The organism is Segniliparus rugosus ATCC BAA-974, assembly GCF_000185725.2.
Lineage (GTDB): Bacteria > Actinomycetota > Actinomycetes > Mycobacteriales > Mycobacteriaceae > Segniliparus > Segniliparus rugosus.
Genome location: NZ_KI391953.1, coordinates 219391 through 241413 on the forward strand (window position 1 = coordinate 219391; position 22023 = coordinate 241413).

The following is a 22023-nucleotide window of genomic DNA, read 5'->3' on the forward strand; positions in this document are numbered from 1 at the left end:
GTTCAGAGCGCGGCAGCGGTCCGGCGGAGTCGCGCAGAGGCGTCGGAGAGCAGCGGATCGCCGTGGCCGAAACACGCGATGTCCACGTCGAGCTCGCTGAGGAGTTTGCATGAGGCGATGGTCCTGGCGCGGTCTTGGTTGAACACGCCGAGGATGATTTCGCCGTTGTGCTGGGCGATGGTGTCGCCGGTCAGCAGGACGCGGTGACGCGGCAGGTAGATAGCGATGCTGCCTTCAGTGTGGCCTGGCGTCGCGATGATTTCCGCGCCGCCGCCGAAGTCGAGCGTCTCGCCGCCGCGCAGCTCCTCGTCCACCGGGGACGGCGGAGCGAGGGGAGGGAGGTCCGAGGCGACTTGGGCGTGCAGTTGACGTTCCCAGTCCTCGAACACGGGCGGGGCGAGCGCCGCTTCGCCTCGGATCGCCGCCGCGTCCTGCTGGCCGGCGAGGACGGGCGCGCCGCTCCACTCGCGCAGCTCCGCAGAGGAGCCGCAGTGGTCAATGTGCCCGTGCGTCAGGATGATGCGGTCGAGCCCAGGGCACGCGCGCCTGACGGCTTCGCCGGAACCTGGCGGGCCAGTGTCGACGAGCGTGCGGGACTCGCCGTCCGACCAGAGGTACATCTGCCAGCCGTTGACGCGCAGCATGGTCAGATTCGGGGTCAGCTCGACCGTTTCCACATGCTCTCCTGCCGCCGGTCGGGGAATGGGCCCCTCGCATGGTAAGGCAACCGGGCCGAAGGCTCCGCCGTGAAGGGTGTGGCGGGCCTCGTGCGGCTCCCCGTTGTGAGGCGCGTTGGAATCGGCTGTGGTGGAGCTGCGCATCATGGCCAGGCTCTTTATGCTGAAAGAGCACATATGGTTCTTGTTTTCGGTTCGCAGGACGAAGGTGGTCGTGATGACGCAGGTCGGAGATGTGTCGTTGGGCGAGAAGACGCGTTCGGTCGCATTGGCCGCAGTGCGCCGCTACGACCCCGTGTTCGCGGACTCGTTGGCGGTGGGGCACAGAGTGTTGACGACGGCGGAGCTGGTGCGAGTGTGGAACGCGGTCATCGACGAGGTCGATATCGTGCTTTCCGGCGGGGAAGACGCGAAGTCGAGCCCGTTCTTCGGGGAGCCCGCTCTTCTCGACGAGGTGCTCGACGAGATGGCGGAGCTCAAGCGCGCGGCGGTGGCGGGAAGAGAAGTCACGCTCTCCTAGCGGAGAGGAGAAGACCGGCTTGCCCGGTGGGCGCGCGCTCTGACCGCCCACGGTATGCTGAGCCGGTCAGCGATAGCTTTCGAGCTGGAAAAAGCAACGGAGGTCGGCCCAGGTGGCGATATTCGGCGACAAACGCAAGCGCGCCGCGCGCCGCGCGCAGTCACGCGCGCAGCGGGTGGAACGACTTCTCGAGACGGCGCTCGCGGCGGTGGGGGAGGAAGCCGCGCCGAGCAAGAAGATCGCGAAACTGCACGCGAAGACCTCGAAGCGCCACGACCAGGCGGCGGTCAAGCTCGCCGCGCTGGAGCTGGCGAAAGCGCGCGAAGGCAGGCTTTTGTCCACAAAGAAGGTCAAGCGGCTGCTGTCGGTCGCACGCCTTTTGACTCCGGTGGCGATCCCGCTCGGCTACCGCGCGGCGACTGGGGCCCGCGCGTTCTACGACAGCTACCAGGCGGGCAAGGCGCAGCGGCTCGCCGCCCCGCAATCCTCCCGCGCGGACCGGCTCGCGGCGCTGTCTGAGCGGATCGAGCTGACTCGTTCGGACACCGCCGCATTGGTGGCCGCGACTCCGGGCGACACGGATCTCGCCCAGTTCAGCGCCCACGCCGAGGACCGGCTCAAGGTGCTCGCCGAGGCGGTGGCGACCGCGCGGCGGCTTTCGGCCCCGCGCCGGGTCGGCGCGCAGCGGAACATCGTCCGTGAGCTGGACGAGCTCGACACGAAGCTGTTGGAATTCCGGAACGTGCGGTTGTGACTGCCCCTGCGGCGCGTCGCAGGGATGCTTTTCTGCGTATGACGGCGGTGTGCGCCGTGCTGGCCGTCGTGTGCTCGCTCGCGGTCGCCGCCGCTCCTTTGCCGGTCCAGAAATCCGCCCCGCCGAAGGGGACGGCCCCGTCCGCAGCCTCCGGGCGAAATCAGGCGGCCAGTTACTTTTTCGGCGGCCAGCTCGACGATTACGGGTTCTCCCTCGACTTGAAGATGCGGCGCAAGCTGTTCGTCCTGCGCGCGCATCGGCGGATCAACCCGTGCGGCTTGGTGGACCCGGTGAAGCTGGTCGCAGCCGACCCGGACTTCCAGCAGTACGGGGCCGACGGCGACCTCTCCGCGTGCGCAGTCGTGTTCCGAGGGGACGCGCCGTCCGTGGTGACGGTGAAAGTCTCGCAAAACCCGCCGACGATGCGGGAGGTCAGCCGGTTCTCAGTGGGCTCGGTCGTGGTGCACCGGCACGCCCCGGCCGAGCCCGGCACCTGCCTCTACGTGTTCGATCTCGGGATTTCCCAGCTCCCCTCCGCGCCGGAGCGGCTGACGGACTTCCAAGCCCAGATCACCGCCCCCGAGGACCGGGGCGAGGAGCCCTGCGTCCGGGGTCATGCGGTCGCAGCAGCCGCCGCGGCCCGCGTCGTGGCGAAGGGAGCCCCGCAATGGCTGCGGGCCGACCCGATCGCCAAAGTCGGCGAGGCGGACCCGTGCCTGCCGGCCAGGAAAGTGGCCGGGGCGACCGGCTTGTCGGACGCGGACGTCGGGACGCATTGGTGCGGGTTCAGGATGGGGCCGACGTTGGTCAAGCTGAGCGTGCGCCTGCGCCCGGCGCAGTTCGCGAACCAGCAGGGCGACCCGTGGAACGTCATCGAGGCGCAGACCACGCCGCGCGGCGACAGGATGCTGTTGGTGTACAACGGGGCGTTCGACGCTGCGACGGGGTCGTACCGCCCGTCGTCCGACAAACTGCACTGCGATGTCTATCTGATGGTGAAAACCCCGTTGCTGCCGAGGTCGGTGGACGCGAGCGAGGTGGACGAGTCCGAGACGCGGCTGGCCACTGTCGAGGTCCGGAGCGAGACGGCTCCGTGCTCGGTCAACCGCGAGATCGCGACCGCCTGGGCCGCGCAGCTCGGCTGAGCGGGCCGCTCAGCGCGCGCTGAGCAGCTGCGCGCACCGCAGCAGCCCGATGTGCGAGTACGCCTGGGGGTGGTTGCCGAGCGCGCGCTCCGCGACCGGGTCGTACTCCTCGCTCAACAGGCCAGTCGGCCCCGCAGAGCGCACCAGCTGGTCGAACAGCGCCTCGGCGGATCCGCGCCTCCCGACGAGCAGGTACGCCTCCACCAGCCACGCCGCGCAGAGGTGGAAGCCGCCCTCGCCTCCTGGCAGGCCGTCGTCGTGGTGGTAGCGGTACACCGTGGCTCCGCTGCGCAGCTCGGTCTCAGTCGCCAGGACCGTCGCCTTGAACCGGTCGTCTTTCGGGTCCAAGAGGCCGGAGAGGCCGATATGCAGGGTGGCCGCGTCGAGGTCGTTCCCGTCGTAGGCCGCCGTGTAGGACTTGGCCGTGTCGTTCCAGCCCTCGCGGAGGACTTCCTCCCGGATCAGGTTGCGCAAGAGCAGCCATTCTCTCGCCGCCTTGCGGCCGTGCAGCTCGGCGAGCGTGATCGCCCGGTCCACCGTCACCCAGCACATCACCTTGGAGTACACGTGGTGGCGGGGGTTGCCCCGGATCTCCCAGATCCCGTTGTCGGGCTCGCGCCAGCGCTTCTCGACCGCCGACACCATCGCGACGACCAGCTCCCAGTCTTCGGCGGTGAGCGGCTCTTGCTCGGGGTTCGCCTTCGCGCGGGCCGCCGCGAGCGCGGCGATGAGCTCCACCACGGGGCCGAAGACGTCGAGCTGCACTTGGTGGTCCGCCGCGTTCCCGACCCGGACCGGCCGCGAGCCCGCGTAGCCCGGCAGCGTGTCGATCACCGCTTCGGCGGGGATGGCCCCGCCGTGGATGGTGTACAGCGGGTGCAACCGCTCCGGATGCGCCACGCTCTCCAGCACGCGGTGCAGCCAGGCGAGGTACCCCTCCGCTTCGCCGAGCGAGCCGAGCGAGACCAGCGCGGACGCGGTCATCGCCGCGTCGCGCAGCCAACAGTAGCGGTAGTCCCAGTTGCGGACTCCGCCCATCTCCTCAGGCAGCGAGGTCGTCGCCGCGGCGAGGATGGCCCCGGAGTCGGTGTGCGCCAAGCCGCGCAGGGTGAGGGCGGAGCGCTTCATCAAATCAGGTTTCACCGGGGGCAGATCGAGGGTCTCGGCCCAGTCCCGCCAGTACCGTTCGGCCTCCTGCCGCCGCTGCGGCTCGGGCACGGGGTGGGGTCCGAGGTCGTCGGAGCCGCAGCGCAGCTCCAGCACGATCGGGCCGGACGAGGGGTCCACTTCCGCGTGCGCGGTCGGCTGCGGCCCGTCCTCGTCCACCGTCCACACGACACCGGGGGAGCGCAGCACGAACGGGTCGTTGGTCCCGTGGACCCGGATGCCGTCCTCCTCGACTTGCAGCGAGATCCGCGCGTTGCCGAAGTCCGGGCGGGGCGCGAAACGGACCACTGCTTTCGCGGCTCCTTCGATCACCCTGGTCAAATCGGTGCGGCCCTGCGGAGCCCCATGCTCAAGGTAGTCGGTGACCTGCAACGAAGCCCACCGGGTCTGCACGGTCATCGTCCCGTCGACATAGCGCTGGGAGAGGGGCAGTGCGGCTCGGGCGGGCTCGACGCTGAAAAAGCCCGCCTCGGCCCCGCCGAGCAGATGCGCGAACACGGCCCCCGAATCCGGCTCGGGATGGCAGAGCCACGTCACGGTCGCGTCCGGGGTGAGCAGCGCGACCGTGCGCGGGTTCGCGAGCATGGTGAGCCGTTCGATGGGGCTGGCGTGGCCGCCGCTCAGCCAGAGCTTGCGCTCCTCGCTGAGGAAGGCGAGCGCGGTGGCGACCTGGGCGGGGTCCTTCACCCGGAACTTCGCGGCGGTGGCCGCGTTCCCGACCTTCACGCCGACGTCCGGGCCGTGCAGCCGGACGAAAGCGCGCTCATCGGTCACGTCGTCGCCGAAGAACACGGCGGCGGTGGCTCCGACCTGGTGTCGCAGGATGTCCAGCGCCTCGCCCTTGTCGGTGTGGATGACGGACAGCTCGATCACCGATTTGCCCTCGGTGACGTTCACGCCATCCCAGGCCGCCGCGCCCTCGCGCACGAGGTTCAGCGCCGCCTCCGCCGCTTGCTCCTCGATGCCCCGGACGTGGAAGGCGACGCTCGCGGGTTTGCGCTCGATCCGCGCCTGCGGCTGCTCCTCCCGGATGATCCGCTCCAGCTCGGCGGCGACGCGTCCGAGCAGGGCGCGGGACTCGTCGTCGATGGCGTTGACGAAGCCGACGTCGAACTCCGAGCCATGGCTGCCGACCAGATACACCTCGGCGGGCATGCGGGAGAGGGTGGCGAGGTCGCGCAGCGCCCGCCCGGAGATCAACGCGCCGGTGGTGTTGGGCAGCTCGGCGAGGGAGCGCAACGCCCGAGCGGCCTCGGGCAACGGCCTCGCGTCCTCCGGGCGCAGCACGATGGGAGCGAGGGTTCCGTCGTAGTCGCAGGCCACGAGAAGCCTTGGTGTGCGGGCCACGGCGAGCAGCGCTTGGCGCAGCTCGGCGGAGAGGTCCTGGGCTGTCATGCAGACTAAGGTACTAGAACTGCTTCGGCCCGTCCGCGCTTCGCTCCCCCTCGGGCCAAGTTCACACTGTCGGGCGGTCCAAGGCCCGCACGTCGCCGGGGAAGCCCCATTCCAGCCTGCCGAGGCGGGCGAGCGGCGCGAGCTCGGCGAAGCCGGGCAGCCCGTCGGCTTCGAGCGCGGTTTGGTCAACGGCGACGCAGAGCACGTCGCCGAGCACGAGGAAGCCATTGCCGACCGGGATGATCTCGCGCAGCGCGCATTCGATGGCCAACGGCGAGCGCGCCACGCGCGGGGCGGAGACTTTCTCGCTCGGCTCGCCAGCCAGCCCGGCGGCCTCGAACTCGTCGATCTCCGGGCCGTACGCGGCCGATGTGGCGTTGATCTGCTCGAAGAGCGCGGCCGTCGCGATATTGATCACGAATTCGCCGGTCTCCCGGATGTTGCGGACGCTGTCCTTCTCGGTCACAGAGGTGAATTGCACCACAGGCGGGACCGTGCTGGCGACGGTGAAGAAGCTGTAGGGGGCGAGGTTCGCCGTGCCGTCGGCTCCGAGGGAGGAGACCCAGGCGATCGGCCTCGGCACAACCGATGCGGTGAGCACGTTGTAGAAGAAGGCCGGGTTCGACTGGTCGGGCAGGAGAACGGTGCGCATTGCGCTCATTGTGCCAGAACCGGCACGATCACGTCCCGGCCTTCGCCTCGGCGGAGGCGGCGATCTGCGCGAGCGCGTCGCAGCTGTGGAACTGGGCTCGGACCGACGTCCCGGAGACCCGGATCGCCGGGGTCCGGGCATCGGCGGCCCCGGCGATCCCGCCGGACGCGCGGATCGGCATGAGCGGCGGCTCGGGCAGGACGGCATATGCCTCGCCGCAGTCGGACGCGCCTCCTGGCTGCGCGGGCGCGATGCGCACGTCCGTCCCGTCGACGGTCTGCTCGCGCCATGAAGCCTCCTCGCTCGGGGCGACGAGCACGAACGTGATGCGGACCTCGCGCTGCGGGGCGGCGGCGAGGAGGAAGTCGCAAGACGGGGTCTGCCCGTCGAACTTGCTGGACTGGGCCGTTCGGCGGCCCAATTCCGGCCCGCCGAGGCTGCACGGATCGTCGAGGGCGAGCCGGGTCGGGCTCCGCTCGTCGCGGTGGGGGAGCCGTTGGGCGGCTTTGTCCTTGGCCGCGACGACGATCGCCGCCGCTTGGTCGCACGAGCGCGGGGCGGCGGAGGATTCCGCGGCGAGATACGTCTGGTTCTGCGGGCTGATGGCGGGCGCGTCGGGCAGGCTGGCGAGATCGAGGGGCGCGGCGGCCAGGCATGGTCTGCCCTCGGGTTCGGCGATGAGCAGATCGCCGTCTTTCCGCGCGTCTCGAAGGGCGGGGATGTCGGATTTCTTGCCGACGAATAAAAGGTCGGAGTCCCCTCTGGTTCGGCCGTTCGGCTGCGCCGTCTGAATGAAGAGCCGACAGCTGGAGAGGTCGCGGGAATGCTCGCCGACGGCGTTGTGGTACCCCCAGCTGTAGAAGCCGGGGATTTTTTGCGCGCTCGCGAGCGGGTCGACCAACCCGCAGACGTCGATCCGGCGGATGGCCCGGTTGATCAAAAGCACGGTGTTGTCGCCCGAAGCGGAGCCGTCGAGCGGCCCGGCGAAGAAATAGGGATCGGGCGGCACGCGGCCCATGTCGTCCGAACCCGTTTGGGCTTCTTGATAGGCGCACCCTGCGAGCGCCGCCAGCGTCGAGGCCACGACGACGCTTCGGACAAAGGATTCCCTCATGATGCGCGGAATCTAGCGGCGGCGCGTGAACAGGAGATTGCCGGGGCGAAACCGTGCGGGCAATGCTTCATGCGCCTCGCCAACGTAGTAGCAGGCTTAATGCACCTCGCCGACGTAGTAGAAGTCCACGGCAAAGCCGCCGTCGCCGGGCTGCGGCGGGCTCGGCGGGCAGAGCACGAAGTAGTTCTCTCCGTACTGGCCGAGCCTGCCCCAGGCGACGCTCCCGGCGGGGACGGTCGGCTTGGCTTTCGTTTCGAGGTCGAAATGCGCGTCGATCTCGGTCGGCTCGCCGAAAACAAGGCGGGGATGCTCGTCCTTCGTCAGCGCCGCGTCGAGCGCGGGGACGTCCGCTTGTCTGATGCGCGCGTGGATGTTCCTCGGGTCGGTCCCCGGATGGAAGCCGCCGTCGAAGTACCAGCCGGAGACGAGCCGGAAATCGGTGATCTCCTTCGGCAGCAACCAGCGTGCGCGCTCACGGGACATGGGCGTGTCGCCGTGGCCCTGCAATCCGGTTTCGAGCGCGCGCAGCGCCAACCAGCCGCTGAACCCGCAGGTTCCAAGCACGAGGACGACCACGAAGATCGAGATTGCCCACCAGCGCGCCTTCATACGCGAGAGGGTATCAGGAGGGGTCCGCCGCCGTCGGCGGCGTTGTGGTGTTCGGAGGGGTGCCAGTGATGGTCACCGTCGTGGTGTGGGTAGTGGTCACCGTCGTGGTGTGGGTGCTCGTCCTGGTCGAGGTGCTGGTCACCGTGCGATCGAGCGCTAGGGATGGCGACGGCTCGGAATGGGCCGAGGCGGGCAGCCCAATGACGGCCAGCGCGCCGGCTGCGGCGAGGCAGCCTGCCGAGAGGGTGCGGGGCCGGGTGAGTTGCGAAAGCGCCGTCCGTTCCATCCGGCCATCGTAGACAATCCGAAGCGACTAGCCGCGTCGTGCCAGCGGTCAGCGCACCGTCGGCCACTGCAGCGCAGCCGGTGCGCTGGCGGGCACCTGCGGGTTCTTCGGAGCGACCGGCTCAAGGCGCTGGTACGGCTGGCCTTGGGCGGGGCGGGGGTCTTCCTCGCCCTTGTTCGGCCACAGCGAGGCGGCGCGTTCGGCCTGCGCGGTGATCGACAGGGAGGGGTTCACGCCGAGGTTCGCGGAAATCGCGGCCCCGTCCGTCACGAACAGGGTCGGATAGCCCCAGACTCGGTGGTACGGGTCGATGACGCCTTTCTCCGGGGAGTCGGAGATCGCCGCGCCGCCGATGAAGTGCGCGGTCAGCGTGAGGTTGAAGACGTCGGGCCACGTCCCGAAGGGCCTGCCGCCGATCTTCTCGGCGATCCGCCGCGCGGCCTCGTTGCCTTTGGGGATCCAGGTCGGGTTGGGTTCGCCGTGGCCCTGCTTGGACGAGATCTTGAAGCGTCCGAACAGGCCGCGCTTGACGAAGGTGGTCAGCGAGTTGTCCAGGGTCTGCATGACGAGCACGATGATGGTGCGCTCGCTCATCCGGCGCAGCTTGAACACCATGAGCTGGGGCCTCGGATCGCGGATGAGCTCGCGCAGGTAGGTCAGCCAACGCGGCCCCTTGCCGTCGCCGTCGGTCAGCAAGGCTCCGAGCAGGAACATCGCGTTCGCGCCCTTGCCGTAGCGGACCGGCTCGATATGGGTGTTCTCCTCCGGGTGGAAGGAGGAGGTGATCGCGACGCCCTGGCTCAGGTTGTCGTCCTCGTCCACCTTGGGGCGCGCCGCGCCGAGGATGGACTCGGAGTTGCTCCGGGTGAGCTGGCCGAGCTGGTCGGACAGTTTCGGCAGCACGCCCTCGGACTTCATCCGGTGCAGCAGTTGCTGCGAGCCCCAGGTGCCAGCCGCGACCACGACATTGCGCGCGGTGAAGACCTGCTTTGCTTTGCCGAACCAGGAGCCGGGGTGGCGGGTGCGAACCTCCCAGGTTCCGTCCGCCAGCTGGCGCGCCTGGCGGACCTCGGTGAGCGGGAAGACCTTCGCCCCGGCCTTCTCCGCGAGGGCGAGATAGTTTTTGACCAGGGTGTTCTTCGCGCCGACCCGGCAGCCGGTCATGCACGAGCCGCACTCGGTGCAGCCGGTCCGGGCGGGACCGGCCCCGCCGAAGAAGGGGTCGGGGACGGTGAAGCCGGGCTTGTCGAAGAACACGCCGACCGGGGTGGAGACGAAGGTGTCGCCGACGCCCATGTCCTCGGCGACCGCTTGCATGACCCGGTCCGAATGCGTCGGCGCGGGGTTGATCGTCACGCCGAGCATCTTCTGCGCCTGCGCGTAATGCGGGGCCAGCTCCGACTTCCAGTCGGTGATGTGCGCCCACTGCGGGTCGTTGAAGAACGGGTCTTTCGGGATGTAAAGAGTGTTGGCGTAGTTCAGCGACCCGCCGCCGACCCCGGCCCCGGCGAGGACGGTGCAGTCGGGCAGGAAGTGGAGGCGCTGGATGCCGAACGCGCCGAGCTTGGGGGCCCAGAGGAACTTGCGGATGTTCCAGTTGGTCTTGGGGAGCTCGTCGTCCTCGAACCGCCTCCCCGCTTCGAGGACGGCCACGCTGTAGCCCTTCTCCGCGAGCCGCAGCGCGGTGACAGAGCCCCCGAATCCAGAACCGATGACAAGGACGTCGAAATCACGTTTTTCGGGCATGCTGGCGGCCTCTTTCGAACACGAGGAATGGGGCGAGGGCGGTATGGGGCTGTGGTGTTATCGAAATTACACTAGGCCGCTCGCCTGTTTGACATAAGGGTAGCCTTTGTCAAACCCCGACCGAGAGTCCCACCTTCTGGAACTCCTTGATGTCGCTGTAGCCGGACTTGGCCATGGCGCGACGCAGCCCGCCGACCAGATTCGTCGTGCCGAACGGGTCTTCCGACGGGCCGAAGAGGACTTGCTCGAGCGTCGGGCGGTCCTCGTCCTCGGCGACGTCGATCGGGGCGACCGCGCCCCTCGGCACCGAAGGGTGCGCGACGGCGGAGGGCCAGTACCAGCCGAGGCCGGGGGCTTCGACCGCTTGGGCGAAGGGGACTCCGAGCATGGCGGCGTCGGCTCCGCAGGCGATGGCCTTGGCGAGCTGGCCGGAGCTGATGATGTCGCCGTCCGCGATGACGTGCACGTAGCGCCCGCCGGTCTCGTCGAGGTAATCGCGCCGCGCGGCGGCCGCGTCCGCGATGGCTGTGGCCATCGGCACGCCGATGCCCAAGACGTCTTCGCTGGTGGTGACGCCCTCGGTGGAGCCGTAGCCGACGATCACCCCGGCGGCTCCGGTCCGCATCAGGTGCAGCGCGGTGCGGTAGTCGCTCACCCCGCCCGCGATGACGGGGACGTCGAGTTCCCCGATGAACGTCTTGAGGTTGATCGGATCCGCCGCGTCCTGCGTGACGTGCTCGGCGGAGATGATGGTGCCCTGGATGACCAGGAGGTCGATGCCCGCGTGCAGGAGCACGGGGGTGAGCTCGCGCGCGTTCTGCGGGCTCACGCGCACGGCGGTGGTGACCCCCGCGTCTTTGACGGTCCGCACGGCCAAAGCCAGCAAGTCGTGCTGGATCGGCGCGCTATGGAGCTCCTGGAGCAGGCGGACGGCCTTGCGCGGGTCCGCGTCGCCCCCGGCGACCTCGGCCACCTGCGCTAAGAGCTGGTCCACGTTGCTGTGCCGCGACCAGAGGCCCTCGCCGTTGAGCACGCCGAGGCCGCCGAGCTTGCCGAGCTGCGTGGCGGTCGACGGCGAGACGACCGCGTCGGTCGGGTGCGCGACGAGCGGGAAGTCGAACGAGTACGCGTCGAGCCGCCACGAGGTGGACACATGCTTCGAGGAACGCGTCCGCCGGGACGGGACGATGCTGATGTCGTCGAGCTGGTAGGTCCGACGAGCCGTTCGGCCCTTGCCGATCTCGACGAGTTGATCCATGTCGAGTGAGTCTACCCGCCGTTGGTCCTATCGTTGCGCGTAGTTCGGGGCTTCCGCGGTCATGGTGATGTCGTGCGGATGGCTCTCGCGCAGGCCCGCCGCCGTGATCCGGACGAACTTCGCCTGCTGGAGCTCTTCGATGGTGGTCGACCCGGTGTAGCCCATCGCGGCGCGCAGCCCGCCGGTGAGCTGGTGGATGACGCTGGGCAGCGGGCCTTTGAACGGCACCCGGCCCTCGATGCCCTCCGGCACCAGTTTGTCCTCGGCCAGCTCGTCGTCTTGGAAGTAGCGGTCGCGGGAGTACGACTTCGCCTTGCCCCGGCTCGACATCGCGCCGAGCGAGCCCATGCCCCGGTAGCTCTTGTACTGCTTGCCGCCGACGAAGATCACTTCGCCGGGGGACTCGCTGGTGCCCGCGAGCAGGGAGCCGACCATGACGGTTGAGGCTCCCGCGGCGAGCGCCTTCGCGATGTCGCCGGAGGACTGCAGCCCGCCGTCCGCGATCACCGGCACCCCCGAGGCCCGGCAGCCGGCGGCGGCTTCGAGGATCGCGGTGATCTGCGGAGCCCCGACTCCGGCGACGACGCGCGTGGTGCAGATGGAGCCCGGTCCGACGCCCACCTTCACCGCTTTCGCGCCAGCGGCGACCAGCGCCGCCGCAGCCTGGCGGGTCGCGACGTTCCCGCCGACGATCTCCACCCGCTCGCCGAGCTCCGCGACGAGCTTGGAGACCATTTCCAGCACTTTCCGGCTGTGGCCGTGCGCGGTATCGACGAAGAGCACGTCCACGCCGGCGTCCGCGAGGGCCATGGCCCGCTCCCACGCCTCGTCCCCGACGCCGACGGCGGCCCCGACCAGTAGGCGACCGTCCTCGTCCTTGGTCGCGTTCGGGTATTGCTCGGTCTTCGCGAAGTCTTTGACGGTGATCAGCCCGGTGAGCGAGCCGTCACCGGAGACCACCGGCAGCTTCTCGATCTTGTGCCTGCGCAGGATGCCGAGCGCGGCCGCGGCTGTGACCCCTTGCGGGGCGGTGACCAGCGGCTGCTTGGTCATCACCTCGTCGACGGTCCGGTTCTGGTCCACCTCGAAGCGCATGTCCCGGTTCGTGATGATGCCGACGAGCCGCCCGTCGTTGGAGACCACCGGAAGGCCGCTGATCCGGTACCGGGCGCACAGGGCGTCCACCTCGGCGAGGGTCATGTCCGGGCGGCACGTCACAGGGTCGGTGACCATGCCCGCCTCGGACCGCTTCACCGTCTCCACCGCCTGCGCCTGCTCCGAGGCGGAGAGGTTGCGGTGCAGCACGCCCAGCCCGCCCGCGCGGGCCATGGCGATGGCCATCCGCGCCTCGGTCACGGTGTCCATCGCGGAGCTCACCAGCGGCACGCGCAACCGGATCTTCGACGTCAGCTGGCTCGAGGTGTCGGCCTCCGCGGGCATCACGTCCGACTCGGAGGGGAGCAGGAGCACATCGTCAAAGGTCAACCCGAGCATCGCGATCTTGGTCGGGTCGTCTCCGCCGGTCGGGGTGGGGGCTTCGGGCAGTGCGATGTTCACACTTGACATGGTAATCGGTGGGAGAAAGGGTAGTGTGGAAGATGTGCACGAGGACCTGCCCCACGACCCGTTCGACCGCGACACGCCCTTCCACGGTCTGAGCGCTTCGGGGTGGGCGGAGTTCGAAGACGAGGACGTGGCGACCCCGATTGACGAGCAAGAGCGGGAGGCGATCGAGGAGGATTTGCTCGATCTGAGCGCGTTCGAGGAGCTTTTGCGGCCCAGGGGGATCCGGGGTTTGGTCATTCTGTGTGACGAGTGCCATGAGGAGCATTACCACGATTGGGACATGCTCCGGTCGAATCTCAAGCAGTTGCTGCGCGCGGGCACGACCGCCCCGCACGAGCCGCCGTTCGAGCCGGACCCGAGAGATTATGTGAGCTGGGACTACTGCCGGGGCTATCGGGACGCGCACCTGCACGAGTCGTGGACTACCCGCCGCCGTCGGCGCTGATTCTCCGGTTCCCACGCCCCCTCTATTGCGACGTGCAACACTTTCTGATAGAATCGAACGTATGAACGAGGGTGCGGGGATCGTTGCGGAGGAGAACATGACCGAGCACTACAAGAACCTGGCGAAAGCGTCGAAAAACATCCCGCTTCACCACCACGCCAGAGCGCTACCGTCCCATCTTGGCCGTTGAAATTCATGTGAACGTCCGCGACCAGCGCTGCCCCGGCCCGCCGGCGCTTGAGGCGCAACACCGCCCCGGCTGCTACCGCCGAGCGAGAACCGGCACGAACGACCCGACTGAGCAGGGTATTGCCGTCAGACGGAGGACGTTTCCCGTCCGGTCCGGGATCCGGGGGTGCGCCCGAAGGCCTGACGGTAGGCGTCGATGAACGCGCTCGGGGTCGCCCAGCCGCAGCGGACGGCGGTCTCGGTCACCGAAGAGCCTTTGGCGAGGTGGATGGTCGCGTGGAAAAGCCGGATCTGCGCGCGCCACTGGGGGTAGGACATGCCCAGTTCGGCGCGGATGGCCCGGCTGAGGGTGCGCTCTCCCATGCCGATCCGCGCGGCGAGTTTGTCGAGGCTGATGGGGTCGGCGAGCGAGGTCTCGATGATCTCAAGGGCGCGGAGGAGCCGGGGGTCTTGCGGGGCGGCTAGGCTGAGCGGGATCTCGGGGCAGTGGCGCAGCTGGTCGAGGAGCACGGCCCGCAGTCGTGCGGCTTCGTCGTGGGCGAGGCGCTCGGACTCGGAGCACGCGATGATGAGCTCTCGCAGCAGCGGGGTCACGGTGACGACGGCGGGGCGGGGCCGGTCGTCGCCGCAATCCGATGGGTCGAACGCCACGCCGTGGAACTGGGTGTTGCCGTAGAACCGGTGCTCGTGCCAGGTGTTGGCGGGGATCCAGACTGCTCGGTCCTTCGGCGCGATCCATGTGCCCTTCGGCGTGGTGACTGCGACGGCTCCTCGGCTGGAGTAGACGATCTGATGCTTTCTATGCCGGTGGCGGGCGATGCGTTCGCCCGCTTCGTGCAGGTTCGCGGAAGTCGCGACGCGATCCTGGCTGTAATCCGACATAAATTGGCAGAATATCGGAAGTACGCACCAGCGCGCTACCCATACAGTGAGATCCGCCGAGGTCAGCGTGCCGTTCCAGGCGGCTGGCCGGCGTATGGAAATTCAGGAGCTATGCGAGTTGGAGCAGCGGTGAGCATCAAGATGGATATGGAGAGCACGATGACGGCGGACGAGGCCGTCGTCGAGCGGTCGGCGTGGCAGCGGATGCGGGTGTGGCTGGCGGCGCACGCGGTGGACGATTTTTACCAGGGGCTGATCCCCGCCTCGATTCCGTTCTTCGTCGTCGGGCGTCACTACAGCTACCTGGCCGCGTCCGGGCTGGCGCTGGCGGCGGCGCTCGGCAGTTCGCTGCCGCAGCCGCTTTTCGGGCTGCTGGCGGATCGCCGCCACCTGCCGTGGCTCGCGCCGGTCGGCCTCGCGCTGGCGGCGGCGGGAGCGGGTTTGGCCGGGATCGCGCCGGGCTATCCGCTGGTGTGGGCGTTGCTGCTGTTGTCGGGACTGGGCGTCGCCGCGTTCCATCCCGCCGCAGGCAGGGGGGCTCGCAGGGACGCGCGGCACAGCACGACGGCGATGAGCTTGTTCGCGGCGGGCGGCAGTATCGGCTTCTTCCTCGCCCCGGCGCTGGCCACCCCGGCGTTGGTGTCGTTGGGCCTCGCGGGCATGGCTTTGTTCGTCCCGCCAGCTGTGCTGATGGCGTTCGTCTTGTGGCGGCACGAGGCCCGTCGCAGCGCGCAGCCGGGCGAGGCGCAGCAGCGCGCGGGCCGGGACCGGTGGGGGCCGTTCGCGATTCTGACGTGCGTGGAGGTGGTCCGTTCGGTGGTCTTCTTCGGGGTGAACACCTTCGTCGGGCTGTACTGGATCGACTGCCTCGGTGCCTCGAAGAGCCTCGCAGGGGCGGCGTTGACCTGCTTCCTGGTCGGCGGCGTCCTCGGCACGTTGGCGGGCGGGCGGCTCGGCGACCGGGTGGGCCTGGCCCGCGCGACGCGCTGGGGCAGCGTGGCGGCGATTCCGGCGCTGGCGGCGTTGCGGCTGGTCGCGGAGCCGCATCTCGCGCTGGGCTGCGCGGTGCTCGCGGGAGTGGCGGTGAACATCCCGTTCGCGGTGCTGGTGAAGCTCGGGCAGGACTATCTCCCGTCCCGTCCGGGCACGGCTTCGGGCGTGACGCTCGGCCTCGCGGTGAGCATCGGCGGGGTGTTCTTGCCCGCGTTCGGCGCGATCGCGAACACGTACGGACCGGCCGCGGTGTTCACAGTGTTGTGCGCGGTCCCCGCGATAGCGCTGGGCCTGGCGCTGTGGCTGCCCGAGCCGGAGCACGAGGAGGCCTCGTAGCAGGCGGCGTCAGGCCGGTTCTTCCTCGGACTCCAGCGGCGCGGTCTCGTCGATCTGGCCGGCCAGCGCTTCGAGGAAGGACCGGGCCCAGCGCCCGACGTCGTGCGAGAGGACCTGGCGGCGCAGCGCCCGCATCCGGCGGCGCCCCTCGGTGGAGCTTTGCTCCATCGCGGCGACGATGCTGTCTTTCACGCCGTCCAGGTGGAAGGGGTTGACCAGGTAGGCCTGGCGCAGCTCGGCGGCGGCTCCCGCGAACTCGCTGAGCACCAGGGAGCCGCCAAGGTCGCTGCGGCAGGCGATGTACTCCTTGGCGACCAGGTTCATGCCGTCGGCGAGCGGGGTGACGAGCATGGCGTCGGCGGCGACGTAGAACGCGAGCAGCTCCTCCCTCGCGACCGGCCGGTGCAGGTAATGCACCACGGGGCGGCCGACCTGGCCGTGCTCGCCGTTGATCTTGCCGACTTCGCGCTCGATCTCCGCCCGCAGCGTCTGATAGCTCTCCACGCGCTCCCGGCTCGGGGTGGCGAGCTGCACGAACACGGTCCGCTCGGGGTCCATGCGCTTCTCTTCCAAGAGCTCTTCGATGGCGTTGAGCCGCACGTCGATGCCCTTGGTGTAGTCGAGCCGGTCCACCCCGAGCAGGATGCGGTCGGGGTTGCCCAGCTCGTCGCGGATCGCGAGGGCGCGAGTGCGCACCGCGCGGGTCTTGGACTGCTGGTCGATCTCGGCGGAGGCGATGGAGATCGGGAACGCGCCGACGCGGACCGAGCGGAAGCCCGACCGGACCACGCCGAAGCGGCCGCGCACGCCGACCGAGTTGCGCGAGGTCTCCTGCCCGGTGAGCTCGCGGGCCAGCCAGAGGAAGTTTTGCGCCGCTTGCGGGCGCTGGAACCCGATGAGGTCGGCTCCGAGCAGCCCCTCCACGACCTCGCGCCGCCACGGCAGCTGCATGAACAGCTCCACCGGCGGGAAGGGGATGTGCAGGAAGAAGCCGATGGTGAGGTCCGGGCGGAGCATGCGCAGCATTTTCGGCACCAGCTGCAACTGGTAGTCCTGCACCCAGACCGTGGCACCCGGCGCGGCGGACTCGCTCGCGACCTGGGCGAACCGGCGGTTGATCTCCACATACGAGTTCCACCACTGCCGGTAGAACTCGGGTTTGACGATGAGATTGTGATAGAGCGGCCACAGCGTGGCGTTGGAGAAGCCCTCGTAGTAGTCGGCGACTTCTTGTCCGGTCAGCCGCACCGGCTGCATGGTGAGCCCGTCGTCGAACGTGATCGGAGCCTCGCCGACCCGAGGGTCGGTCGTGCCGGGCCAGCCGACCCAGGCTCCGCCCCGCTCGCGCAACAGGGGTTCGAGCGCGGTGACCAGGCCGCCGGGGCTGCGCCGCCATCGGCCCGACCCGTCGGGGGTGCGCTCCCAGTCCACCGGGAGCCGGTTGGCGACGATGACGAACTTCCCCGCGCCGGTCTCCCCGGCTCCAGACACGGGACCGTCAGACATCGGCGCGCTGCGTCGGCCCAATCCCGAGCATCGCCAGCAGGGTGCGGCACTCGTCGACGTCTTTCGCGTAGGCCGCGACCACGCGCCTGGCCTGCAGGGCCGTCTCGTCGGCCAGTGGCTCGAGCTCCTCGTCGAGATCGAGGTCCCCCTCGGACACCACGTCCGGTTCCTTCGTGGGCATGCTTCGCCTTTCTCCAGCTTTCGGGCCGTCAGCGGTCTATTCTACTCTGTGGCGGCCAGTCAGGTATGCTGGACATCCCTCCACGGAGGTTCGCCGGAGTAGCTCAGAGGCAGAGCACCTGTCTTGTAAACAGGCGGTCGTGGGTTCAATTCCCACCTTCGGCTCCACGGGCCGCGCGTCTTCGCCGCAGGTCAGCGAGGGGTGTGATTTCGATGTTGCCGATCATGGCTTTGGCTTCGCGCAGCTAGTCCTGGCCGGGGCTCGCGGCGGACGAACAGCTGTCGAGCTGAATTTTCCGATCTGCGCGGGGAGGCGGAGCCGTCCGTCGCGCCGGGCATGGCGATCGAGCGGGAACTCGCACGTCGTCGGCTGCCCTTGGCGAGCGTCCGTTGCCGCCCGGCGTGCGGATGCGATAGCATTGCCCCAGGTGGAGTTCCTGTGTTGGGAACAGGCGGTCGTGGGGCCGGTTCCCAACCTCGGCTCTGCGGGGCGCTGTCGCCCGAACGTCGACTGAGCGAAAGAACGACTGTCCATGCAAGGTGCCCGTACCAGGCGAACGGTCGTGCTCATCTTGGTGCTGGCGTTGGTCTGCGCTGCTGCGGTCGCGGCCTTCCTCGTCCTCGCCGCCAAGCGCGCTCCGGGGCAGGAGTTGCCGGTCCAGCCGATCCAAGGCAGTCGGATCGGGACGACGGTGCTCGGGGCCAACGGCTGGCAGGTGATCAGCAGCTCGGACACCGCCGACCGTCCGTCGCAGGTCTCGGACCCTGCGCATACGGGCAACAAGGGCTGGCTGGTGGTGAAGCCGGACGACGCGGGGGCTCCTGGGACGCTCATCAACGCGCTGTTGCAGAACGGGGAGTGCCCGAACGTCTTCTACTCGCAGAATATGCGCGACTGTTTCGGCTATGTCACCGCGCCGGGGCCGGTCGAGGTGCCTCGTTTCGCCGTGCCGTGGTGGTACCGGACCGATTTCGACATCGGGCCGGGGCTGGAGCCGGGGCAGCGGGCCCAGATTTCGATCCCCGGCGTGATGGGCGAGGCCGACGTGTGGCTGAACGGCGTGCAGATCGCCACCAGCGAGATGATCAGCGGCGCGTACGCGAAGCACGTGCTGGACGTGACCGAGCGGCTGCGTCCGGGCAAGAACTCGTTCGCCCTCATGGTGTACCCGAACGACCCGGCGGGGATGTTCACCACCTCCAGCGCGGACTGGAGCCAGATCCCGCCGGACAACAACACGGGGGTTCAGTACCCGATCAGTCTGCGCGTCACCGGGGCGCTCGGCCAGACGAACACGCATGTCGTGCAGAAGAACGCCCCGGACCTTTCGCAGAGCGAGCTCACGGTCAAGACCCGGATCGTCAAACACGTGGACCAGCCGCAGCGCGGGGAGGTCCGCGCCAAGATCATCCCGCCCGACGGCGGCCCGCCGGTGGAGCTGCAGGCCGCTGTGAACTTGCCGTCGGACCAGAACTTCAAGGACGTGGTCTTCGATCCGGCGACGATCCAGCGCCCGAAGGTCTGGTGGCCGTATTCGATGGGGGACCAGCCGCTGTACACCCTCGAAGTCGCCGTGCTGCAGAACGGGGTCGTGACGGACACCTCGCGCGAGACGTTCGGGATCAGGACGGTGGAGTCGAAGCTGGTCGGCGAGACTCCCGAGGCTCCCGGCGGATGGCGGCAGTTCAGCATCAACGGCAAGCCGCTGTTGATCCGGGGCGGGGAGTCCGCGCCGGATCTGTTCCTGCGGTATTCGAAGCAGGACGTGGCGCGGCAGGTGGCGCTGGTGCGCAATCTCGGCCTGAACGCGATCCGGTTGGAGGGCCACGACCAGCCGGACGATTTCTACGAGCAGATGGACCGGGCGGGGATCTTGGTGCTCGGCGGGTTCATGTGCTGCAACGCGTGGCAGCCGCCGAGCGATTCGATGCTCACCGACCGGGACGAGCGCATCATCTACGAGTCGGCGCGGAGCATCGGGGAGCACGAGCGCGACCATCCGAGCGTGATCACTTACGGGTGGAGCGACAACGAGCCGACGCCGAAGCAGGAGCGGGCGACGCTGCGCGGCTTCAACGAGTCGGAGTTCGACGTCCCGATCATCGCGTCCGCGATGTACAAGAACACTCCGACGCTGGAGTGGTCGGGGCAACGGGAAGGCCCGTACGACTGGGTCCCCCCGTATTTCTGGTACGAGCACGGCCACATCGGCCCCAACAACGAGACGTTGACGAATGTGAGCGGCTCGCGGGGCTTCGGCAGCGAGCAGGGGGCGGGGGACAGCATCCCGACGCTGGCCTCGCTCAAACGCTTCCTCTCCCCCGAGGAGCTGGACAAACTGTGGCGGGATCCGAATTACAACCAGTACCACACGAACTTCCAGCCCGCGCGGGGCGGGAAGAACTTGCACGGGCCCGCGACGGGCGACGGGTACGCGTTCGGGACGCTCTACAACTTCTCCACCGCGCTCGCGCAGCGGTACGGGCCGTGGACCGACTTGGAGACGTTCGTGCAGTTGGCGCAGCTCGCGAACTACGAGAGCGTCCGCGCGCAGTTCGAGGCGTTCATCCGGTACTCGACCGATCCGGCGAACCCGTCGACCGGGCTGGTGTACTTCATGATCAACCAGGGGTGGCCGTCGCTGCTGTGGACGTTGTACGGGAGCGACGGAGACCAGCCGGGCTCGTATTTCGGAGCCGCAGAGGCCAATCGCCCGGTGCACGCCCTGCTGAGCTATGACGACAGCACGGTGACGGTGGCCAACTTCGGGATCGGCTCCCAGGACGACCTCACGGTGCAGACCAAGGTGGCGGGCGTGGACGGGACCGTGGTCGACGACCAGAGCGCGCCGGTCGGCGCGCTGGCCAGCCAGGAGGTCCGAAACGGGTTGCTGACGCCGAACATCCCGGCCGGCGCGCCTGTGTTTTTCGTGGAAGTGCTGCTCAAACGGGGCGAGGAGGTGGTGGACCGCAATGTGTACTGGCGCTCCGCCGTGCCGGACGAGGTGGACTGGGAGGCGAACGGGGGCAACCGGGTGAATTTCCCGAACGCGCCGATGCGGCAGTACGCGGACTTCAAGGCGCTGCGCGCGCTGCCGCCCGCGCAGGTCGCGGTGACCGTCGGGGAGCCGAGCCAAGGGAAAGTCTCGGTGCGCCTTGTCAACACGTCGGACTCGGTCGCGTTCTTCCTGCGGGCGGACGCCCCGAAGGCGGCGTTCGCCATGTGGGACCAGAACGACATCACTCTGCTGCCAGGCGAGTCGCAGACGATCACCGCGACCTACGAGAGTCCGCCAGGCGCGAACGAGAAGCAGCAGATCACCGTCTCGGGCGTGAACATGGCTCCGGTGACGGTGAACTAGCGGAACGACCGGCGCGGGCGCCACTGCAGCGCGTACGCGTCGAGCCTTCGGTAGCCTCGGACTTGCAGCGGGCGGCGCAAGGGCTTGATGTGCATGTCGTGCTCTTCGACGATCTCTTCCGCCAGCTCCCCGTCGATGAGCACGCCGCCCGGCTTCGCCGAGGTGGTCAGCCGCGAGGCGATGTTCACCGTCGGCCCGTAGAGGTCGCCGAACCTGGTGAGCACCTTGCCGTAGGCGACCCCGACCCGTAGCTGCGGCACGTCCTCGCCGTCGGGCACGAAATCTTGCAGCTCCAGCGCGATCCGCGCCGCGCTCTGCGGGGAGGCGGCGGCGAACATGATCTCGTCGCCGAGGGTCTTGACGACCCAGCCGCCCTCCTGGGTGATCACCGTGGTGGCCGTGGACTCGAAGGACTCGAGGAGCCGGCCCAGCTCGCGCTCGTCGAGGCTGCGGGTGAGCCGGGTGTAGCCGACCATGTCGGCGAACCCGACGGCGAGCTTGTGCTCGGTCTGGCCGCCGACCCGCTGCGCGTTCGCCGCGAGATGGCGCCGCCAGAGGTAGCTCTGCACGAAGTCGAAGGCGGGCAGGACCTCGTCCAAAAGCGTCCCGGCGAGTTTGCCGGACAACGTCACCACTTCCGCCTCGTCCGCGCCCTCGGGCAGACGGGCGAGCGCCGCGGCCCGGATCCGGTCGTACGTGGTCTCCGCCTGCCACTCCGCGATCCTGGCGAAGCTCTGGCCCAGATTCCGGGCCACGGTGTACTCCATTTCCGGGGCGAGCAGGTCTCGGTCGACCAGCGTGGTGAACAGGCGCAGCGCCTGCAGGTCGCCGTCGGTGAACATCTTCACCTCGGGATCGGGGTCGGTGGCGAACCCGAACGCCACCCACAGCCGCGCGATGCGGTACGGCTGCACGCCGATCAGCTCCGCGATCTCCCTGCGGTTGTATTTGCGCTCGCCGCCGAGCAGCCGGTCCTGCACCTGGCCGCGCAGCGTCCGGCGGTCGGCCGCAGCGCTGTCGTCCGCGTCTTCGACCGATCGATATGGCTCCGGAGCACCCGAAGCGGTCTCGTCCATGGCGCATAGCCTATCCCCGCCTGTCGACGGGGTCACAGGCGCTCGGCGCTCGCGGCGGCCGCGGCACAGGCGACGGGAACGGCCCGCGAGGCTTTGCCGAAGATCAGGAGGACAATGCCTCGGACGCGGGTTCCAGGATTCTCGGGAAAAGTCGGATATTTCAAA

20 protein-coding genes and 1 tRNA gene are annotated in these 22023 nt (G+C 68.9%); 8 read left to right on the top strand and 13 right to left on the bottom strand.

Annotation, left to right across the window (positions count from 1 at the left end; translation table 11 throughout):
* Positions 1-2: 2 nt before the first annotated feature.
* Positions 3-677 (bottom strand): MBL fold metallo-hydrolase, encoded by a 675-nt coding sequence (locus HMPREF9336_RS01060; protein ID WP_007472174.1) that lies wholly within the window; start codon positions 675-677, stop codon positions 3-5.
* Positions 678-894: 217 nt separating this feature from the next.
* On the opposite strand from HMPREF9336_RS01060, the gene HMPREF9336_RS01065 reads away from it, so the two are divergent.
* The 3 genes from HMPREF9336_RS01065 (at position 895) to HMPREF9336_RS01075 (ending at position 3096) form a co-directional block, all read left to right on the top strand.
* Positions 895-1197 carry a hypothetical protein gene (locus HMPREF9336_RS01065; protein ID WP_156920257.1) on the top strand — a complete coding sequence of 101 codons (303 nt, stop codon included), beginning with the start codon at positions 895-897 and terminating at the stop codon, positions 1195-1197.
* Positions 1198-1309: 112 nt separating this feature from the next.
* Positions 1310-1951, top strand: a complete 642-nt coding sequence (locus HMPREF9336_RS01070) for a DUF6474 family protein (protein ID WP_007472170.1) — start codon at positions 1310-1312, stop codon at positions 1949-1951.
* Between the two features lie 38 nt (positions 1952-1989).
* Positions 1990-3096: a hypothetical protein gene (locus tag HMPREF9336_RS01075; protein ID WP_007472168.1), complete on the top strand. Its 1107-nt coding sequence runs from the start codon at positions 1990-1992 to the stop codon at positions 3094-3096.
* A 9-nt stretch (positions 3097-3105) separates the two neighbouring features.
* Here the strand turns inward: HMPREF9336_RS01075 and otsB are convergent, their stop codons facing one another.
* The 8 genes from otsB to guaB form a co-directional block, all read right to left on the bottom strand.
* A complete protein-coding gene (otsB, locus tag HMPREF9336_RS01080) occupies positions 3106-5658 on the bottom strand; it encodes a trehalose-phosphatase (RefSeq protein WP_007472166.1) in 2553 nt (850 codons plus the stop codon).
* Positions 5659-5719: 61 nt separating this feature from the next.
* Complete coding sequence (locus tag HMPREF9336_RS01085; protein WP_007472164.1) at positions 5720-6310, bottom strand: flavin reductase family protein; 591 nt, start codon at positions 6308-6310, stop codon at positions 5720-5722.
* A gap of 28 nt (positions 6311-6338) precedes the next feature.
* A complete protein-coding gene (locus HMPREF9336_RS01090; RefSeq protein ID WP_021029881.1) occupies positions 6339-7424 on the bottom strand; it encodes a hypothetical protein in 1086 nt (361 codons plus the stop codon).
* A gap of 96 nt (positions 7425-7520) precedes the next feature.
* Positions 7521-8033, bottom strand: coding sequence for a hypothetical protein (locus HMPREF9336_RS01095; protein ID WP_007472160.1), 513 nt, complete (start codon positions 8031-8033; stop codon positions 7521-7523).
* Between the two features lie 13 nt (positions 8034-8046).
* On the bottom strand, positions 8047-8319 hold the full coding sequence (locus HMPREF9336_RS18185) for a hypothetical protein (RefSeq protein ID WP_156920259.1): 273 nt from the start codon (positions 8317-8319) through the stop codon (positions 8047-8049).
* A 48-nt stretch (positions 8320-8367) separates the two neighbouring features.
* Positions 8368-10065 (bottom strand): FAD-dependent oxidoreductase, encoded by a 1698-nt coding sequence (locus tag HMPREF9336_RS01105; protein WP_007472158.1) that lies wholly within the window; start codon positions 10063-10065, stop codon positions 8368-8370.
* Positions 10066-10174: 109 nt separating this feature from the next.
* A complete protein-coding gene (locus HMPREF9336_RS01110; RefSeq protein ID WP_007472156.1) occupies positions 10175-11323 on the bottom strand; it encodes a GuaB3 family IMP dehydrogenase-related protein in 1149 nt (382 codons plus the stop codon).
* A gap of 27 nt (positions 11324-11350) precedes the next feature.
* On the bottom strand, positions 11351-12889 hold the full coding sequence (gene guaB, locus HMPREF9336_RS01115) for an IMP dehydrogenase (protein ID WP_021029883.1): 1539 nt from the start codon (positions 12887-12889) through the stop codon (positions 11351-11353).
* Between guaB and HMPREF9336_RS01120 the strand changes: the two genes are divergently transcribed.
* Complete coding sequence (locus tag HMPREF9336_RS01120) at positions 12888-13334, top strand: DUF5319 domain-containing protein (protein ID WP_051357101.1); 447 nt, start codon at positions 12888-12890, stop codon at positions 13332-13334. The two genes, guaB and HMPREF9336_RS01120, sit on opposite strands and share 2 nt — an antisense overlap.
* Before the next feature lie 61 nt (positions 13335-13395).
* Positions 13396-13524 carry a hypothetical protein gene (locus HMPREF9336_RS19150; protein ID WP_280110246.1) on the top strand — a complete coding sequence of 43 codons (129 nt, stop codon included), beginning with the start codon at positions 13396-13398 and terminating at the stop codon, positions 13522-13524.
* A gap of 125 nt (positions 13525-13649) precedes the next feature.
* Here HMPREF9336_RS19150 and HMPREF9336_RS01125 read toward each other — a convergent pair whose 3' ends face one another.
* Positions 13650-14405 (bottom strand): AraC family transcriptional regulator, encoded by a 756-nt coding sequence (locus tag HMPREF9336_RS01125; protein ID WP_007472150.1) that lies wholly within the window; start codon positions 14403-14405, stop codon positions 13650-13652.
* A gap of 141 nt (positions 14406-14546) precedes the next feature.
* Here HMPREF9336_RS01125 and HMPREF9336_RS01130 point away from each other — a divergent pair, with 141 nt between their 5' ends.
* The gene (locus HMPREF9336_RS01130; protein ID WP_021029884.1) at positions 14547-15734 is read left to right on the top strand and encodes an MFS transporter; all 1188 of its coding nucleotides are present in this window, start codon (positions 14547-14549) and stop codon (positions 15732-15734) included.
* A gap of 9 nt (positions 15735-15743) precedes the next feature.
* On the opposite strand, the gene HMPREF9336_RS01135 is transcribed toward HMPREF9336_RS01130, so the two are convergent.
* Both HMPREF9336_RS01135 and HMPREF9336_RS01140 read right to left on the bottom strand, forming a co-directional pair.
* A complete protein-coding gene (locus HMPREF9336_RS01135) occupies positions 15744-17240 on the bottom strand; it encodes an alpha,alpha-trehalose-phosphate synthase (UDP-forming) (protein WP_021029885.1) in 1497 nt (498 codons plus the stop codon).
* Positions 17233-17421, bottom strand: coding sequence for a hypothetical protein (locus tag HMPREF9336_RS01140; RefSeq protein ID WP_007472143.1), 189 nt, complete (start codon positions 17419-17421; stop codon positions 17233-17235). The genes HMPREF9336_RS01135 and HMPREF9336_RS01140 overlap by 8 nt, the downstream gene beginning before the upstream one ends.
* A 92-nt stretch (positions 17422-17513) precedes the next feature.
* Between HMPREF9336_RS01140 and HMPREF9336_RS01145 the strand changes: the two genes are divergently transcribed.
* Both HMPREF9336_RS01145 and HMPREF9336_RS01150 read left to right on the top strand, forming a co-directional pair.
* A tRNA-Thr gene (locus tag HMPREF9336_RS01145) sits at positions 17514-17588 on the top strand.
* A gap of 365 nt (positions 17589-17953) precedes the next feature.
* Positions 17954-20782 carry a glycoside hydrolase family 2 protein gene (locus tag HMPREF9336_RS01150; protein ID WP_007472142.1) on the top strand — a complete coding sequence of 943 codons (2829 nt, stop codon included), beginning with the start codon at positions 17954-17956 and terminating at the stop codon, positions 20780-20782.
* Here HMPREF9336_RS01150 and HMPREF9336_RS01155 read toward each other — a convergent pair.
* Complete coding sequence (locus tag HMPREF9336_RS01155) at positions 20779-21858, bottom strand: adenylate/guanylate cyclase domain-containing protein (RefSeq protein ID WP_007472139.1); 1080 nt, start codon at positions 21856-21858, stop codon at positions 20779-20781. The two genes, HMPREF9336_RS01150 and HMPREF9336_RS01155, sit on opposite strands and share 4 nt — an antisense overlap.
* Positions 21859-22023 lie beyond the last annotated feature (165 nt).